General features: G+C 49.5%; 12 protein-coding genes. 9 read left to right on the top strand and 3 right to left on the bottom strand.

The genetic code is table 11. The annotated features are described in order from the left end of the window. Positions 1–2: 2 nt before the first annotated feature. Positions 3–755: an ABC transporter permease subunit gene (locus P1P89_11595; protein ID MDF1592151.1), complete on the top strand. Its 753-nt coding sequence runs from the start codon at positions 3–5 to the stop codon at positions 753–755. 75 nt (positions 756–830) lie between these two features. Here P1P89_11595 and P1P89_11590 read toward each other — a convergent pair whose 3' ends face one another. Genes P1P89_11590 through P1P89_11580 form a run of 3 tightly spaced genes read right to left on the bottom strand, consistent with a single transcriptional unit; the run spans position 831 to position 5,703 of the window. Beyond that, positions 831–2,039 (bottom strand): hypothetical protein, encoded by a 1,209-nt coding sequence (locus P1P89_11590; protein ID MDF1592150.1) that lies wholly within the window; start codon positions 2,037–2,039, stop codon positions 831–833. 23 nt (positions 2,040–2,062) lie between these two features. Further along, entirely contained in the window at positions 2,063–3,094 is a 1,032-nt protein-coding gene (locus tag P1P89_11585; protein MDF1592149.1) for a response regulator, read from the bottom strand. Beyond that, the gene (locus P1P89_11580) at positions 3,091–5,703 is read right to left on the bottom strand and encodes a response regulator (protein ID MDF1592148.1); all 2,613 of its coding nucleotides are present in this window, start codon (positions 5,701–5,703) and stop codon (positions 3,091–3,093) included. The genes P1P89_11585 and P1P89_11580 overlap by 4 nt, the downstream gene beginning before the upstream one ends. Positions 5,704–6,548: 845 nt before the next feature. Here P1P89_11580 and P1P89_11575 point away from each other — a divergent pair. The 8 genes from P1P89_11575 (at position 6,549) to P1P89_11540 (ending at position 16,822) form a co-directional block, all read left to right on the top strand. Beyond that, positions 6,549–8,441 carry a hypothetical protein gene (locus P1P89_11575; GenBank protein MDF1592147.1) on the top strand — a complete coding sequence of 631 codons (1,893 nt, stop codon included), beginning with the start codon at positions 6,549–6,551 and terminating at the stop codon, positions 8,439–8,441. A gap of 4 nt (positions 8,442–8,445) precedes the next feature. After that, positions 8,446–8,988 carry a hypothetical protein gene (locus P1P89_11570; GenBank protein ID MDF1592146.1) on the top strand — a complete coding sequence of 181 codons (543 nt, stop codon included), beginning with the start codon at positions 8,446–8,448 and terminating at the stop codon, positions 8,986–8,988. Positions 8,989–9,175: 187 nt separating this feature from the next. Continuing rightward, entirely contained in the window at positions 9,176–9,679 is a 504-nt protein-coding gene (locus P1P89_11565; protein MDF1592145.1) for a hypothetical protein, read from the top strand. Positions 9,680–10,033: 354 nt separating this feature from the next. Continuing rightward, entirely contained in the window at positions 10,034–11,626 is a 1,593-nt protein-coding gene (gene pilQ, locus P1P89_11560) for a type IV pilus secretin PilQ (GenBank protein ID MDF1592144.1), read from the top strand. An 11-nt stretch (positions 11,627–11,637) separates the two neighbouring features. Next, entirely contained in the window at positions 11,638–13,266 is a 1,629-nt protein-coding gene (locus P1P89_11555; GenBank protein MDF1592143.1) for an AAA family ATPase, read from the top strand. Then, on the top strand, positions 13,263–14,963 hold the full coding sequence (locus tag P1P89_11550; GenBank protein ID MDF1592142.1) for an ATPase, T2SS/T4P/T4SS family: 1,701 nt from the start codon (positions 13,263–13,265) through the stop codon (positions 14,961–14,963). Before P1P89_11555 ends, P1P89_11550 begins: the two co-directional genes overlap by 4 nt. 170 nt (positions 14,964–15,133) lie before the next feature. Continuing rightward, positions 15,134–15,544 carry an endonuclease domain-containing protein gene (locus P1P89_11545; GenBank protein ID MDF1592141.1) on the top strand — a complete coding sequence of 137 codons (411 nt, stop codon included), beginning with the start codon at positions 15,134–15,136 and terminating at the stop codon, positions 15,542–15,544. 57 nt (positions 15,545–15,601) lie between these two features. Further along, entirely contained in the window at positions 15,602–16,822 is a 1,221-nt protein-coding gene (locus P1P89_11540) for a type II secretion system F family protein (GenBank protein ID MDF1592140.1), read from the top strand. Positions 16,823–16,950 lie beyond the last annotated feature (128 nt).

Below are 16,950 nucleotides of genomic sequence, written 5' to 3'. Positions count from 1 at the left end.
GTATGAAACTATTTGGCATCAAACTGCCGATGATGGCTTCACTGGTCATCTGGGCGATCGTATGGGAACTCATCGGGCGGTTTGACCTGTCGATTCTGCTGCCGCCGTTGAGTCTGATTCTGATTCGGATGGTCGAAATTATCCCGACCGCGATATTCTTCAAGGCGTTTTGGATCACAGCAAAGTGCTTTTTGATCGGGTCGGCTATCGCCGTTGTTGCGGGGATACCGATCGGGGTTCTGATGGGGCGATCCATCATTGCCGACCGGATGCTGCTGCCGTGGGTCAACATGTTCCTGAGCGCGCCCCTGACAGCCCTGGTGCCGGTCCTGATGACCCTGTTCGGGTTCGGCGAAAAAACCATCATCCTGACGACCGTGCTGTTTGCGATCTGGATTATCGTGCTGGACGCGCGTGCCGGTGTAAAGGGTATCTCACTGTCTCTGGTTGAAATGGCGCACAGTTACGGCGCGAACAACTGGCAGTCGTTTAGCAAAATTTATGTCTGGGCGGCGCTGCCGGAGATACTGGCCGGTATCCGTTTGGGCTTTATCCGCGCCATAAAAGGTGTCATCATCGGCCAACTGCTGGTTTCCATCGTCGGTTTCGGCAGGTTGTTCGAGCTGTATTCTTCCAATTTTTTAATGGAACACATGTGGGCGATGTTGCTGGTGCTTTTCTTCTTTGCCTTTCTGATTGCAGAGGGAATGGGTGCCATCGAACGCAAGTTTTCGTACTATGCCGCTTCACGATAATGAGGTAAATAGACTGAAGGTGGTTAGGCTGAAGGGAATGACTTCCTAACAGCCTTCAGCCTATCTACCTCATTATTAATTCACCACCCCATCTATAATTTCTTTGAACTCATCAATCGTCAGCAGCGATCTTTTCTCGGCGCCCTTCGCCTTGACCCCCTTTAAGATTTTTGCAACCGTTTCGTCGTCGATACCCGTGATCCCCAGTTTGTCCAGGGTGTATTCCACGGATGCTTTGCCGCTTTTCTTGCCCAGCACGACCTCTCCCTCACGGCCTGTCAATCGCGGGTCGGTGGCAAACATGGCCAGGGGTTTTTTCATTACCAGATCAATACCGATTCCGGACTCGCGGGTATAGTTGCCTTCCCCGATGACCGGTTTGTTTTTAGCCGGGGAAACGCCGGAGATCTCCTGAACCGTTTTACACAGGGGCATGATCTTGTCGAGGCGGTAATCTGTCTTTATCCCCAGGAGGACATGCAGCCCCATGATGAGTTCTTCCAGAGCGGCATTGCCGGTTCTTTCACCAAGCCCGTTGACACAGGAATGCACCACCTCGGCACCGGCGGCAACGGCCGCCAGTTCGGTGGCCACGCCGATTCCAAAGTCATTGTGGGTGTGAATCTCAATCGGCAGTCCGGTAAGGGCTTTTGCTTTTCTGACGAGATACTGGATCGCTTCCGGCAGCGCGCAACCCATCGTATCGACGATGCCGAGGGAGTCAGGCGGTGAATGCGCCATTATTTTTGTCAACAGATTCGTGAGATCTTCCTCTCTGGCGCGGGTGGTATCGTAGGGGAAATAGATCACGTACAAGCCTTGTTTTTTGGCGTAATTGATGCAATCCACGCTTTTTCTCAAAACGTCTTCCCAGGTCCACTTGAACTGGTATTTCAACTTGGGATAACCGATGGGTATTTCAATCACAACCCCGTGGGCGCCGCAATCAATGGCTTTGTCTATGTCCACGGTCATGGCCCTGGCAAAAGTGAAAATCTTCGCTTTTAATCCCAGTTTGCTGATGGCTTTGATGGCTTCAAAGTCTTCATCGGAAACGGCCGGCATTCCGGCTTCAATACGATCAATGCCCACCTCGTCAAGCAGTTGAGCGATTCTGATCTTGTCGTCCTTCCTGAAAACCACGCCGGGAGTTTGTTCACCGTCCCGTAAAGTGGCATCGTGAATCTGAACTTTTGAAGGCAAATCGATTTTTTTGCGAACTTCATCAACGAAATTATAAGGGCTGACCCACCATTTGTTTTCCTGAAAATATTGATCCTTCATAATTAATACAGACTCCTTTCATTTTACGGATTTTCTGCTGCGATCGCCCTTATTTTGGGAAGAAGTTCAATAAACAGATCATAGAGCTTGGGGTCAAAATGGGAACCGCGGCCCGCCTGCATGATTTGAATGACTTTCTCTTCAGGCTCGGCCTTATGATAGATGCGATCGTGGCTAAGGGCATCAAAAACATCCACTATGGCCAAAATCCGGCCGACCAGCGGAATGTTTTCCTCCGCCAAACCTATGGGGTAGCCCTTACCGCTCCATTTTTCATGATGAGAAATGGCGATATCGTGGGCAATCTGCAGCATGCGAAAGTGGGATCCCGCCAGTATCTGTCCGCCGATAGTGGTGTGGGTTTTCATGATTTCAAACTCTTCGGCGGTGAGTTTGCCGGGTTTCAGCAGGATCGCGTCGGGGACGCCGATTTTGCCGATGTCGTGCATGGGGGCGGCCAGGCGCAAATCCTCGACTTTGTCTGCATCCCAACCGATGGCTTCTGCTATGACTGAGCTGGACAGGGCGATGCGGCGAACATGTCCGCCGGTTTCTTCATCCCGGGTTTCAAGGGCGGTCAAGAGCCGGTAGATGGTTTCTTCCTGGGTTTCACGAATCACAAGGGTCTGTTTCTGTACGATCTTCTCCAGCCCCTGGCCATACTCTTTGAGGGCCCTTTCGATCCGAACTGTTCGCTGGCCTACCCCGATGCGGGCCTTAAGCTCATCCGGGTCGAACGGTTTTACAAGGTAATCATCAACACCTTCCTCGGACAACGCTGCAACAACATCATCCTTATCACCCCGGGAGGTCAGAAAAATAACGTAAACATAGGGTTTGTCGCTGCTATGCTTGTTGATATGGCGAATCAGCTCCAGCCCGTCCATTTCGGGCATGTTCCAGTCGGTCAGAACGATGTCGACATCTTGGGAAAGAAATTTTTCAAGGGCCTCCAACCCGTCTTTGGCTGTGATGACATGGTGATCCCATTTTTCTAAAAAATGACAAATTCGGCTCAGGGTAATGGCGTCATCTTCTGCGATGAGGATATTCAATGATTTTCTTCCTTGGCTATGGTGATGAGTGTCTGCTTTAGATCTTCCATTTCACCGGACAGTTTTTCAAAAGCTTCTTCAACACCTTTAAAATCCTGGTTCCGTCCCATTTCTTCAAGTGCCAGGGCGGCCAGGGCGGTTGTTTTGGCCTGAAAGTTTCCCACCATGCCCTTGAGGGCATGGGCCGTCATTCGAAGTTCTTTAGCATCATTGGCTTTAACGGCTGCTCCAATATTGGACAGCATCTGGGGAAAATCGTTCAGGAACATGCCCACCGCTTCACGAAAAAAAACCCAGTCGTTGTCAAATGCGTTTAAGAGTGTTTTTTCGTCAATTACAGCCGGAGTCCCTTTCGGTGCGCTCTTTGGAGGAGGCTTTGGTGAGGCTTTGGCGGCCGGAACGAGTTCTGCAATCATATTCTGAAGGGCATCGGAAGAGATCGGCTTGGAGATGTAGTCATCCATTCCGGCGGCCAGACAGCGCTCGCGGTCGCCTTTCATGGCATGGGCCGTCATGGCGATGATGGGAATATGGTTGCCAGTCTGGGCCTCCAGCTTGCGTATTTCAGCGGTGGCTTCGAATCCATCCATTTTCGGCATCTGGACATCCATCAGGATAATATCAAAAGACTGCTTGGTGACAGCCTCTACCGCCTTGATGCCGTTTTCAACTATAACCGCCTGGTGCCCCCAACGGTTCAGCAGACGCTGGATAAACTTTTGGTTAAACGGCGTATCTTCGACAACCAGAATTCGCAGCGGCTGTTTGTCAAATTGCATCAGGGGTTTGAGAACTTTGGGCGTTATCTCCTGCCGGCTTTCGCCCGTATGGAAGGCGGTTTTAATCGCATCCAGCAGGTCTGATGACCGGACCGGTTTGGTTACGGTTGCTTTAACACCGATGCCCTTTAAATCAGGATGGCTGCGTAGTGAAGAATGCGTCAGCATCATGATGATCGGCAGCCCCAGGGAGGCTTGCTTGTTGATACCGATGGCAAGCTTAAAACCATCTGATTCCGGCATGTCGGCGTCGATAACAGCCACTTTGAACGGTGGGACTGTAGAACCGGAAACCGATAAGATCCGCTGAGCCGACTTGGCGTCGGCAGCAGTTGTGGGCGACATGTTCCAACTCTCAAGCAGTTCCCGGATGATTTCCAGATGGGTGGAATTATCGTCTACCACCAGCACCCGCATGCCGGAAACATCGAAATCGGGTTGCAGCGGCATGACATCCTCTGCCTCCGGGTCCAATTTAAAGCGGGCGGTATAATGGAAGTTGCTGCCCTTGCCCGGTTCGCTTTCCAGCCAGATGCGTCCTCCCATCAGTTCCACCAGTTGGGAAGAAACGGCCAGTCCGAGGCCGGTACCGCCGAAACGACGCGAGGTGCTGCCGTCGGCCTGCTGAAAGGCTTGAAATATGCTGGTATGTTTATCTTTAGGAATTCCGATGCCGGTATCCCTTACTGAAAAATGTAAAATGGCGCCGGTTTCAGACAGCTGTTCTTTTGTCACCGAAACAACGACTTCTCCATGATCGGTAAATTTAATGGCGTTACCGGCCAAATTCAGCAGTACCTGACGAAATCTGGCGGGATCGCCTAAAAACCGGTCCGGCACATCGGGTGCAACCCGATACGCCAATTCAACCCCTTTTTCGTGGGCCCGTATACCGAGAATCCGGATGGATTCTCCCAGAAAATCTCTTAGCTCAAAAGGAATTTCATCGAGTTCCAGCCTGCCGGCTTCGATTTTGGAAAAGTCCAGGATATCATTGATAACCGATAAGAGTGAAAAAGAAGCCGCTTTGACAACTTCCAGATCCTCGCGCTGGTCGGAACTTAATTTGGTGTCCAGCACCAGTTCGGTCAAACCGGTAATGGAATTCAAAGGGGTTCTGATTTCATGGCTCATATTGGCCAGAAACTCGCTTTTGGAACGGCTGGCGGCTTCAGCAGCAATTTTTTCCTGTGTCAGGGCTTCTGCCTGTTTCCGTTCGGTGACATCACGGATGATGCCCCTGAATCCGGTGGACTGATACTTTGTATCCTTGATTAAAGATACGGAGGATTCCACGACCCGGATCGTTCCGTCTTTTCGAATAATCGTACTGTCGAACGCCTTGATTGATTTATCGGTATTCAGGACATTGTTAAACATGTCAAAGATCTTTTTGGCGTTTTCTTCATCCGCAAAGCGTTTGATATTGATGCCTTCCATTGCATCCCGCTCATACCCCATGATGCTGCACATGGCGTCGTTAAAGAACTTGAAATTTCCGCTCAGGTCAATCTCATAATAGCCGTCTTCAAGGCTTTCAACGATGGTTCGATACTTTTCTTCGCTGTCTGTCAGGGCCTCCTCCACTTTTTTACGCTGATTAAAGGTGTATTGGGCATGGGAGCCGAAAATAATGAAGAGACAGCAGACAATCAAACGCGTCCATACCCCGCTGATATCGACGCCGGTGAGCCTATGAAAAAAATTGGCGTCGTAGGACAGGAAGATATATAAAAAAGAATCGAGAACCCAGTACATTGCCGCCAGGCCAAAGCCGGTCAGGACAAATTGGTCGGTCAGATAGACCCGGGTTTTTCGGCCGTCTTTCATTTTCAGGTTTCCTTCAAGGGCATATGATCAATTGTTGAGCGATATCATCAACAGATCAGGTCATTAATGCGGTTTGAAAACAAAATCTATAATATTTACAAATAGTTTCAAAACCCTTTATTTATATAGACAAAATTATGTTTTAGCAAGGAATTTTTTATGCAACTGCTGGGTGTAATTGAATATCGATATTCGGCCCGCCCTGGTTCGACACAACAGGCTTATTTGCCGGAACGGATTTTTCTGTTCCTAAAAGTTTGTTCGTTCCAGACGTTGGTATAACGGTCTGGGCCAGGGATTTTGAATTTCGCCAATGGCATTAGCAGAAATCATGCCCTCCGGGATAGACCAAAGCTGTCCCTCCGGGGTTGAACATTTACAGGGTCGCTATAACCCGTCGCCCACATGATCTTTAAAAGTCTTTAGAACTTGACAAATCGTGATAATTTTTAGTAAATTAATTAACTTATATTGACAGGGCAGGACCGTTCAGACCGTCAATTCGCTAACTTCTCCAATAATTAGTGACTGAACGGAAACTCCCTTTGGCAAGAGGGTGTGTCGCAATTAAAGAAAACAGAGTTCAAAGATTTTTTGTCATTCCGGGCTCGACCCGGAATCCAGAATGTTTTTGCGTAGATATGCTCCTGGATGCCGGTCGAAGATCCCGTGTTTTGCGGGGATCAAGTCCGGCGTGACGTAAAGAAAAACAAGCTGTTTTTGCAATTACGACACAGTCTCCAAAGGGGGGCTGGGGGGATTTTTCAACAAACTGGATTTGAAACTGCTTTCTTGGAAAAATCTCTTCGTTTTCACTGAACAAAAAAAACTTATGGAGTAATAGTTTGGCGCGACAAGATGAGATATCTTCAACTGAACGCCTTCTTGATCTGATTCGGAGCAAGGACGGAAAGGACCCTGAATCTCCGGATAGCAGTCCTTCCCAGTCGTTGGCTGTCGGACTGACGGCATCCATCAAAAAGGTCATTCCCTTCAAGAAAAAAACTGTCGTCGGCGTCGATATCGGCAGAAATACGCTGAGACTGGTGGCCATCAGTCAATCAACTGAAAAGAAGATGGAATTACTCGATTATTCCATCATTCCATTTGAAACCGATCTTAATAAAAACGATCCCCAGTTTTCCCGATTTTTAAAGTCGGCCTTAACAACTTTTTGCGGCAGCGCCAGAGCTATAGAAATTTGGAGCGCGATTTCTTCCGCCAATGTTGAGACAAGATATGTAAAGATCCCCAAAGTGCCGAACAAGCAGATACATAACGCGGTCTACTGGACATATAAAAAAGAAGTTTCATTTAATGAAAAAACCGATCTGTTTGATTTTGAAATATTGGGAGAAATCACGGATGCCGGGGTCCGCAGAATAGAGGTCATTTGTTACTCCGCACCCATCCAGGAAATTCAGGAACTGAAAAATATATTTGAAAAGAGCGGCTATCCCCTGACCGGTATATCCATTGTTCCGTTTGCGGTTCAGAACCTCTTGCGGACCCAGTGGATGGATCCGGGTGTAAAAAATTTATGTAATTTGTTTATCGGCAAGGACTGGTCGCGCATTGCTGTTTTTTCGGAAGGAAACCTTGTCTTATCAAGGGATATCAAGGCCGGAGTCATCAGCATGATCGAAACTATCCGGGAGGCGGTCGATGGTCCTGCCCAAACGCCGGCGTCAGGCGACATGACCCCTGCAGAAATGGCGGATATTGGAAAAGAGGCCTCGCCGGATGACGATTTGGCCTCCAAGCTGTTTCAGCTGCTGATTCAAAACCCAAAGGAAGCCGACATAGCGTTTGAAGGGGTCACGTATCAAAAGGAAGAAATTTTTCAAATGATCCGGCCGGCTCTAGAACGGGTCATCCGGCAGGTGGAACGTACCATCGAACATTACAACTTACATTATACCCGGGATGCTGTCGGTAAAATCTTTGTTTCCGGCCAGGTTTGCACCAACCCGGAAATTGTTGAGTATATCGGCAAGCAGCTGGATCTCCCGATTGAAGTGATTGACCCCTTCAAAACCGCCCCGTCCTTTTTAGAGAATGTCACGATCCCTGAGGCGGAAGGGGAGAGGGGGGGCTTGGTTCCGGCTGTCGGCATGGCCCTGTCGGACAATTCGATAACACCGAATTTTATCTACACGCACAAAGAAAAACAGCAGCTGGCGACGGTTCTCCTGCTTAACCGCGCGGCATTCGGTATCATTGTTTTATTGCTGACCCTTTGTATCGGCATCAACTACTGGCAGGGTCATTTGATCAGATTGAAGAAGATTGTACAAAACCAGTTGCAGCGGCAGGTGGACAGCTCCATCCCCTACGTTGATCAGAACCTGATTATTCAGATGGTTGCCCAAAAACAGGAGAAGATCACGGCCCTGAATAGGGTGGGACGCCGGTACATGGGAGTGGCGGTGATCGGTGAGGTTGCCAAAATGACCCCCTCCAATGTGAAACTGCTGAATTTGACAGTAGAACTGGGAGGCATAGAGGATCCAAAAACATCAGATAAAAAAGCCGCTGATAAAAATGTAAAAAAGATGTTAATCCTGGATGGTGTCATCCTGGGGGACCGGTTGACATTCGAATCGGCATTGGCCAATTATTTGGTCAATTTGAAAAAATCACCGATTGTGCGTCAGGCTAAAATTCAAAGGCAAACCGTAGAGTTGTTTGAAAATACCGAGGCGCTGCGGTTTACCGCTCAATTGGAGCTGGCGTAATATAATGGAAATTGTCAAGTTCTCCCAGAGAAGCCTTTTTTATTTCGCATTATTCGGTGTGGTCATTCTGGTTATTATTCTGCTGATGATTTACCCGGATTATCGCACCCTGGCAGCTTTGGATAAAAATATTAAACAGCTCAACACAAAGATTGAAACCCAGGAACTGCTCTCTCCACTTTTCCAGAAGATGCTGATTGAGGGCGATCTCAAGCTCCCGGAAGGGGTGGCTTTCCCGAAAGCGGAAAAGCTTACCCAGGATAAAACGGAAAGCATTGTTTCTGTTTTTTATGAACTTGCCGGCAAGTCCGGTCTCAAGGTGGTGGAAGTTTCCCCTGATGTTGAATCCAGCCTTAACGGATCCGGCTTTCTGTTGATGAATGTCGTCGTGAAAGGGGATTTTTTTAAGCTGCGTGAATTTCTGATGGAGCTGGGTAATTTGCCGTATCTTGAACAAATAGAGCAAATAAAGCTTCAAAATATTGACGGCGGCAAGGAAGTTCGCCTGAAGATCTGGCTGATTAAGGAAACTAAAGGGATAGGCTGAAGGAAATTAGGCTGAAGGCTGAAGGTGGATAGACTGAAGATTGAAGGAAATTAGACTGAAGGGCGAAGATAGAAGGCTGAAAGGAGCAGAGGTGAAGGTAATAAGGGAATAAAGGCTGGATACTGCCGGAGGCGTGACGAATAGCCTTCAGCCTTCAGCCTTCAGCCTTCAGCCTGCGGGTTCTCTCATGGCAAAACGTGAAAAGGTCATTCTGGTTATAATGTCGGTAGTTGTTGTGTTCGGCCTTTACAACTTTCTGTTTAGTTCTTCCGGCGCCAAAAAAAAACCGGCAGTCGCGGTAACCGGTGTTGCCGATACCAACAAATTTATCGCCGATGTTGCCAACAGCCTCAAAGATGCGTTTACGGAAACAGATATGTATATCATCCGGCAGGCCAGGAGCGAATGGAGCCAGGATCCTTTCTGGCATATGGAGCGCCAAGCGGAAACCAGAGCGGAAGTGATCGTGGAAAGCAGGAAAGAGGCCAAAGCAGAAGAAAGTCGAGTGTATACCGGATATCTGGAAATGGGAGCACAAAGGCTGGCCATCATCAATGGGGTCGAATATGAGCTTGGCGACGAACTGGGCCGGGGCGGGCCGGTTATAAAAAGCATCGATCCCAAACAGGTGGTCATCGCGGTCCCGGGAACGGCCGATGAGATTATTCTGCCACTCAAAGAGACAAGGTAATTACGGCTTGTTTCGAAGACGACGTGCACGTTTCCGCCGTATCCGGTTTGTGGCGGCTCTTCCCCATGAACTTAGTACATATTTTTATAAATACGTTAACGTGCTAAAATTCCTCCCCTGTCTGCGTGCGGGCACGCACAGGCAGGCGGTCTCTCTTTAAAAAAGGGAGGGGTAAAAATTCCCCCTTTATTAAAGGGGGCAAGGGGGATTTCAAAGAAGGTGTCTCAAAATCTATATTGCAGAATACGTGAGTGAATTTACGAAAGAGAGTACTTAGGCTTTGAACCACACAGAATCCGGGTGTGAAGATCGGGCGAAGGCAATGCGCCTCAAGACAAATATGGGAACCTTAATATGACTGTTAATCATTATTGTAAAAAATCAGCGCCATGGCTTGCTGCTTTCGTTATGATCGCGATCATGATCGGTGGATGCGCGCAGAAAAAGGACGTTAAAAAAGATACCTTTTTCGACAAGTGGAAAATAATGGCGGAAAGCTCGCGCGGATATTCTCCCTCAGTCAAAAAGCCTGTTGAAAAACCGCCGACCGTAACTCAGCCTGAAATTTCCACCACGGCAGCAAGACCGACTGAAGTAAGACCAACCGTGGAATTTGAAAAGCTGCTTCCCACAACGCCTGTCAGTATGAAAATGCATGATATTGACGTGACCGTCCTGCTCCGGGCATTGGCCAAGGCCGCCGATCAGAATATCATGATTAACGAGAAGGTTAAAGGCAAGGCCAACATCAATATCAGCAAGGCGCCCTGGGATCAGGTCTTTAAAGCGCTGTTGCGCACCCACGGACTGACCTATAGCTGGGAAGGGGACATCATCCGCATCATGACCATGGAGGATATGGCGCAAGACCTCAAGAGGGAGTCCCAGAAGCAGGGCTTTCGGCTGGTGGCGCAGCCTATGACTCAGGTTGTTAAGATCAATTATTCTGAAGCTGTGAAACTGAAAGCAAATTTGGAAAAATTTCTCACCTTAAATGCGGAGGGCAAACCGATCGGGTCGATCATGGTGGACGAGCACACCAACTCACTTATTATCCAGGCCATTCAGGCCGATATCGATGCAATCCTGCCGATTATTGAAAAACTGGACCGGCCGACCCATCAAATTCTGATTGAAGCCCATATCGTTGAGGCAACCAAGGACACCGCCCGTGAGTTGGGGGTTCAGTGGGGCGGGCTTTATAAGGGGGGTGGTAACACTTGGATTACTTCCGGGGCCAATACATCGGGGGTTATGGGAAATACCGTCGGCACTGCGATTGATCCCACCTCCGGGCTGGTGTCTAATTTTCCAGCCGCCGAAATTACGGGCAGCCTTCCCATGACCATCGGGTATGTTACACAAAGTATCGGGAGTTATATTTTGAATGTTCAGCTTTCAGCTCTGCAGAAAGATAACAAAATAAATATTCTTTCAAGCCCGTCCATTACTACTTTAGACAACCAGAAGGCGATTATCGAAAGCGGTACTGACTCGCCGTATCAATCCATTCAGGACAATACCGTTAAGGTCGAATATAAGAAGGCAACACTTAGTTTGGAAGTCACTCCCCATGTAATTGATGGCAAAATGTTGAAGCTGCAAATTAAGACAAATAAGGACGAGATTTTGAAAGAAGGGACTATAGGCCCCACTATATCAACTAAAATGGCAGAAACTAATATTTTGCTCTTTGACGGGCAAACAACCGTTATCGGCGGGCTGACAAAGGAGAAAACCGATAAGACTGAAACCGGTGTGCCTTCCTTGAAGGATATTCCCTTATTGGGCTGGCTTTTTAAAAGTGATAGCGATAAGGGAGCAATGGAAGACCTGCTGATATTCATTACCCCGCATATTCTCAAAGAACAACCATTTGAAGCGATTCAACCAAAACCGGCGGAACAGAAGCCTCCGGCAATTAAACCTGAAGTAGTTCCGCAATAAAGTGTCGATAAATGGATTATTTTCGTATCATTCATCTGATCAAGGAACCGTTTTCCAATTCGCCCGATCCGGAATACTTTTTCCAGTCCCGGCAGCACATCGAGTGCCTGCAGAAACTGGAACTCGCCTTACGCCTGCGTCGCGGTCTGAATGTAGTGATCGGGGAGGTGGGCACGGGCAAGACAACCCTTTGCCGGCAGCTCATCCGCAGGTTTGCCGGCGATAAGGAGTGTGAAACGCATCTGATTCTGGACCCTTATTTCAGCAATTCTTCGGAATTCCTGGGTACGGTGGCTGAAATGTTTACCGGGTTCCCTCCTCCGGCGGATCTCAACGACTGGCAGTTGAAGGAAATCATCAAAAAATATATTTTCCGCAAAGGTGTCGATGAAAACAAGATCGTTATCCTGATTATCGATGAAGGTCAGAAAATCCCCGATTTTTGTCTCGAGATTATGAGGGAGTTTCTGAATTTTGAAACCAACGACTACAAATTACTTCAGATCGCAATTTTTGCACAAAAGGAATTTGAAAATACGCTCGAAACGTATGCCAATTTTGCGGACAGGATTAATCTCTATCACATTCTAAGCCCGCTGAATTTTCGGGATACCCGCCAAATGATCCGGTTTCGTATCCGGCAATCCAGCGAAACGCCCAAGCCGCCGGCCGTGTTTACCCTTCCGGCCCTCTGGATGATCTACAGGGCTTCGGGCGGGTATCCGCGCAAGATCGTCAATCTGTGTCACCTCAGCATCCTGGCAATGATTATCCAGAACCGCTCACGGGCCGGCGGGATGCTGGTGCGTTCTTGCGTGAAGCGTTCATTTTCGGGGTTGATCCCGAAATGGATGCGCGTCACGACGACCGGCCTGGTTGCGCTGGCGATCATTATATTTGCGGCAGGACTGTTCCCGACAAAAATTAAAATATCCGATCTGTTGAAAACCCGAACGTCCGTCCCGTCCGGAACGCATCAGGAGCAGGTTGCTGCCACCACTCCTGAGATACAGCGTTCATTCGGTGGGGAAGGCACGTTAAAAGAATCTGCATTGAATACGGATAGCAATGATGCCTCTGGTTCAATTCAGGCAGCAACCATTTCGACGATACCGGCGACAGCCGAGCAGTTGCGGGAAGACAAAAAAAGATTTCCGTCGTTGCTGGGCCGGGTTGCCTTAAAGCAAAATGAAACCCTGTGGCGACTGATTGAGAAAGTCTACGGTGAATTCAGCTATCAGCATCAAAAATCTCTTCTTGGGGCCAACCCGCAAATAGCCAACCCCAATCAAATTGATGCCGGCCGCTTGATTTCCGTTCCGGCAATCCCGGCGGCCGTAAAGCCGCTGCCGCAAGCGGTCTGGTGGGTAAAACTGGAAGACAAGGACCGGCTGGACGAGGCCATTCAGGCCCTTCGATCGTATCCGGATGCGGCGCCGCCCATTCGTATGGTGCCTAACTGGAATCCTGCCGGTGATATCCGGTTTTCAATTTTACTGCGGGAATACTTTTTCGATGAAGCCATCGCCAGAGAGCGATTAGCGCAGTTGCCGCCGGTTTTTTCAAAAAAGGGAGAAATAATGACCGGCTGGGATGATGGGACGGTGTTTTTTGCCGATCCGTATTTGGTGAAGAAGTGAGAATCAAAAAGAGACTGGGCGAGATGCTCATAGAGGGCGGGCTGCTGACGGAAGAACAGCTTAACCATGCCATAGCCAATCAAAAGCGGACCAACCTGAAGCTGGGGCAGTTTCTGGTGCGCGAGGGCGTTGTCAGCGGTTCCCAGATCGTCGATCAGATCTCGAAACAATTGCGGGTTAAAAAATATACACCCGATAAGTATCCGGTTGATATGGAACTGGCCCGGGTTGTCCCTGTGGAAATGGCTCAGAAGCACCAGGTGGTACCTCTCCGGAAAACCCGTTACCTGCTGACCGTAGCCATGACCGACCCCATGGATATCAATACGCTGGATGCCATTGAAGTCCATACCAATACGGAAGTAGAGACGGTTATTTGTACGGATCAGGAAATGAACCAGTTGATCGGCAGCCTGTATGGCACCTATTCCGGTATCGGCGGCGTTTTGGAAGATATGGAGTATGAAAAGGAAGAGGAGGCCGAACGGGCTTTGCTGACAGAGGATGTGGAAGTCGGATCGCTCCAGGACATGGCTGAAGAGGCGCCGGTTGTCCGTTTAGTGAACTCGATTCTCGCCCAGGCGGTACGGGAAGGGGCCAGCGATGTGCATATCAGTCCGGAAAAGGACTATGTCCAAGTTCGGTTCAGGGTTGACGGCAAGCTGCACGACGTGCCGGCGCCGCCCAAGGCCATGATGCTCCCGATCGTTTCCAGAATTAAGATCCTGGCCAATATGGACATCGCGTTATCAAGGGTGCCCCAGGACGGCCGCTTTACGATTAAGATGGATAATAAGGAAATCAATATCCGCACCTCCACCCTGCCGACCATCTATGGCGAAAACATGGTTATCCGGCTGCTGGACACCAGCTCCGGCGTTTACTCGCTGGAGCACCTCGGTATGTCCGCACCCGACAGGGATAAGATCGAATCCATGGTAGTTAAACCTTATGGCATGATTCTTTGTACCGGCCCGACAGGCAGCGGCAAAAGCACCACGGTCTATTCCATGCTGAAAAAAATCAACAAGCCGGATATCAACATTATTACGCTGGAAGACCCGGTGGAATACCGGATGGAAAAAATTAGGCAGATTCAATTCAATCGCAAAGCCGGCATGACGTTTGCCAGCGGGCTCCGGTCCGTCATGCGGCAGGACCCGGATGTGATCATGGTGGGTGAAATTCGAGACCCTGAAACCGCAAGCATTGCCGTGCAGGCAGCCCTGACAGGTCACCGGGTTTTGAGTACGGTACATACCAATGACGCTGCCGGGGCCATTACCCGCTTCATCGATATGGGGATCGAACCTTTTCTGGTCTCTTCCGTTATGCTGATTTCGGTTGCCCAGCGACTGGTACGGCGGATTTGCGATTATTGCAAAAAACCCTACCAGCCGCCCCAGAAGGCCTTGGAATCATGGGGTTTGGACAAGGTTGAGGGCGCCACTTTCATGCAGGGGACCGGCTGTTTCAACTGCATGGACAAGGGGTTCAAGGGGCGTTCCGGGATTTACGAAGTTTTGGTAATCGATGACATGGTTCAGGAGATGATTTTAAACCGGCGCTCGGCCCAGGAGATCACCCGGGCCGCACGTCAGGCCGGGACCCTGACGACACTCATGGAAGATGCCGCTGCAAAGGTTCTGGAAGGTGTCACAACCCTTGAAGAAGCAGCCTCGGCTATTATGGCGTGAAATAGGCTAAAGGTGGATTAGGCTGATGGCTGAAGGCTGGTCAGGGGTCAGGGGTCGGGGGTCGGGGACCAGGGGGACGAAACCCATTTCTATCTTGTGGGGTAAGGCCGCTAAACTGCTCCTTCCCCCCTTGCGGGGGAAGGCCGGGAAGGCCGGGATGGGGGGATAACATGCTCTCAACTGCCAGGCATCTGAGGAAAAATCTAACGGATGCCGAGCAATTGCTCTGGCGACACATTCGCGGCCGCCAGTTAAAGGGCTACAAGTTTCGCAGACAATCTCCCGTCGGAAAATATATTGTTGATTTTGTTTGTTTTGAAAATAGACTGGTCATTGAACTGGATGGAGGACAACATGCACGTCGACGCAGTTATGACCATCAACGTGAACAATGGCTTCATTCTCAAGGATTTAGAGTGATAAGGTTCTGGAACCATGAGGTCTTTCAAGATATTGAGGCTATAAAAAAGGTTATTATTGTGAATTTAACCCCCCATCCTGACCTTCCCCCACAAGGGGGGAAGGAAATTGATGATAGTAATTCTCCTTTTTCATCAGGTAGGGGCGCAAGACTGCTATAGGGGCGAAGGTTTGGAGGGTCAGACCATTTAACGGACAGTCTTTGAAGATAAGAAAAAATGCCAAAATACACATTTCAAGCCATCAATGAGAACGGCAATACTTTTTCCGATGTGATAGAAGCCGATTCCATTGATATGGCGAACAGCATCCTGTCGGCCCGCGGTTACATCCCCGTGTCGGTTGCCGAGCAGGGCGGGGCGGGGGGGGGACTCCTGTGGACCCGGATCATGGAAAGCCTGACCCCGATCCGGACGGCGGAGCTGATCCTTTTTACCAAACAGTTCCGGACCATGCTGCGGGCCGGCGTGTCCATGATTAAACTGCTGCAGGTTTTGGAAAACCAGTCTGAAAATCCGGTACTTAAAAGAATCATCATAGACATGTCCAACGATATCAAGGGGGGGGCCAGCCTGTACGATGCTTTCCGTAAACATCCCCGGGCATTCTCGCCGTTGTATTGCGGCATGGTGCAGGCCGGTGAAGCCAGCGGCGCTCTGCCGGATATTCTGGACCGCCTGCTGTACATCGTTGATCATGAACACAAGATCAAATCGGATATCAAGGCGGCCCTGCAATACCCGATGATAGTGGTGTGTTTTCTGGGTATTGCTTTTTTTGTTCTCCTGACGTTTGTCATCCCAAAATTTGTGGGGTTGTTCCTCCGATCCAATATCGCCCTTCCCCTGCCGACCCGGATATGCATGCTGATGTATAAACTACTGTCCGATTACTGGTTTTTACTGGCCGGCGTGGTGGTTGCAGTCGTCGTTGTGCTGACCTATTATCTCCGGACGGAACAGGGCAAATTTGTGCGGGACGCTTTTCTGATGCGGATTCCGGTTTTTGGAAGCTTGTTTGTAAAAGCCGCCATGTCGCGTTTTGCCAGCATTTTCGCCATCCTGCAGTCCAGCGGGGTGGCTGTTCTGGAATCCATGAAAATTTTATCCGGAACTATCGGCAACGCAGCAATCGCCCGCGAATTCGAACAAATCACGGAACGCCTTGAACAAGGTCGCGGTATTGCTGAACCGCTGAAGTCCGCAAAGTATTTTACACCCATCGTTGTCAACATGATCGCCATCGGGGAAGAGTCCGGCAGCCTGGATGAAATGCTGCGCGAAATTTCCGAACACTATGACGTTGAACTGGAATATGCCATGAAGAAACTCTCCGATGCCATCGCTCCGGTTCTGACGGTGGGGCTGGCGTTTGTTGTGGGGTTTTTCGCACTTGCGATTTTTCTGCCCATGTGGGATCTTACCAAAATGGCGCATTAGGTCAGGGGTCGGGGATCAGGGAACAGGGAACAGGGGTCGGGTGTCAGGGAACAGGGAACAGGGAACAGGGAACAGGGAACAGGGAACAGGGAACAGGGAACAGGGAACAGGGAACAGGGAACAGGGAA

The sequence above is a fragment of the Desulfobacterales bacterium genome, assembly GCA_029211065.1.
Taxonomy (GTDB): Bacteria; Desulfobacterota; Desulfobacteria; order Desulfobacterales; family JARGFK01; genus JARGFK01.
Note: the sequence above shows the minus strand (reverse complement) of the source record. Positions and strands in the feature narration are given on the sequence as shown.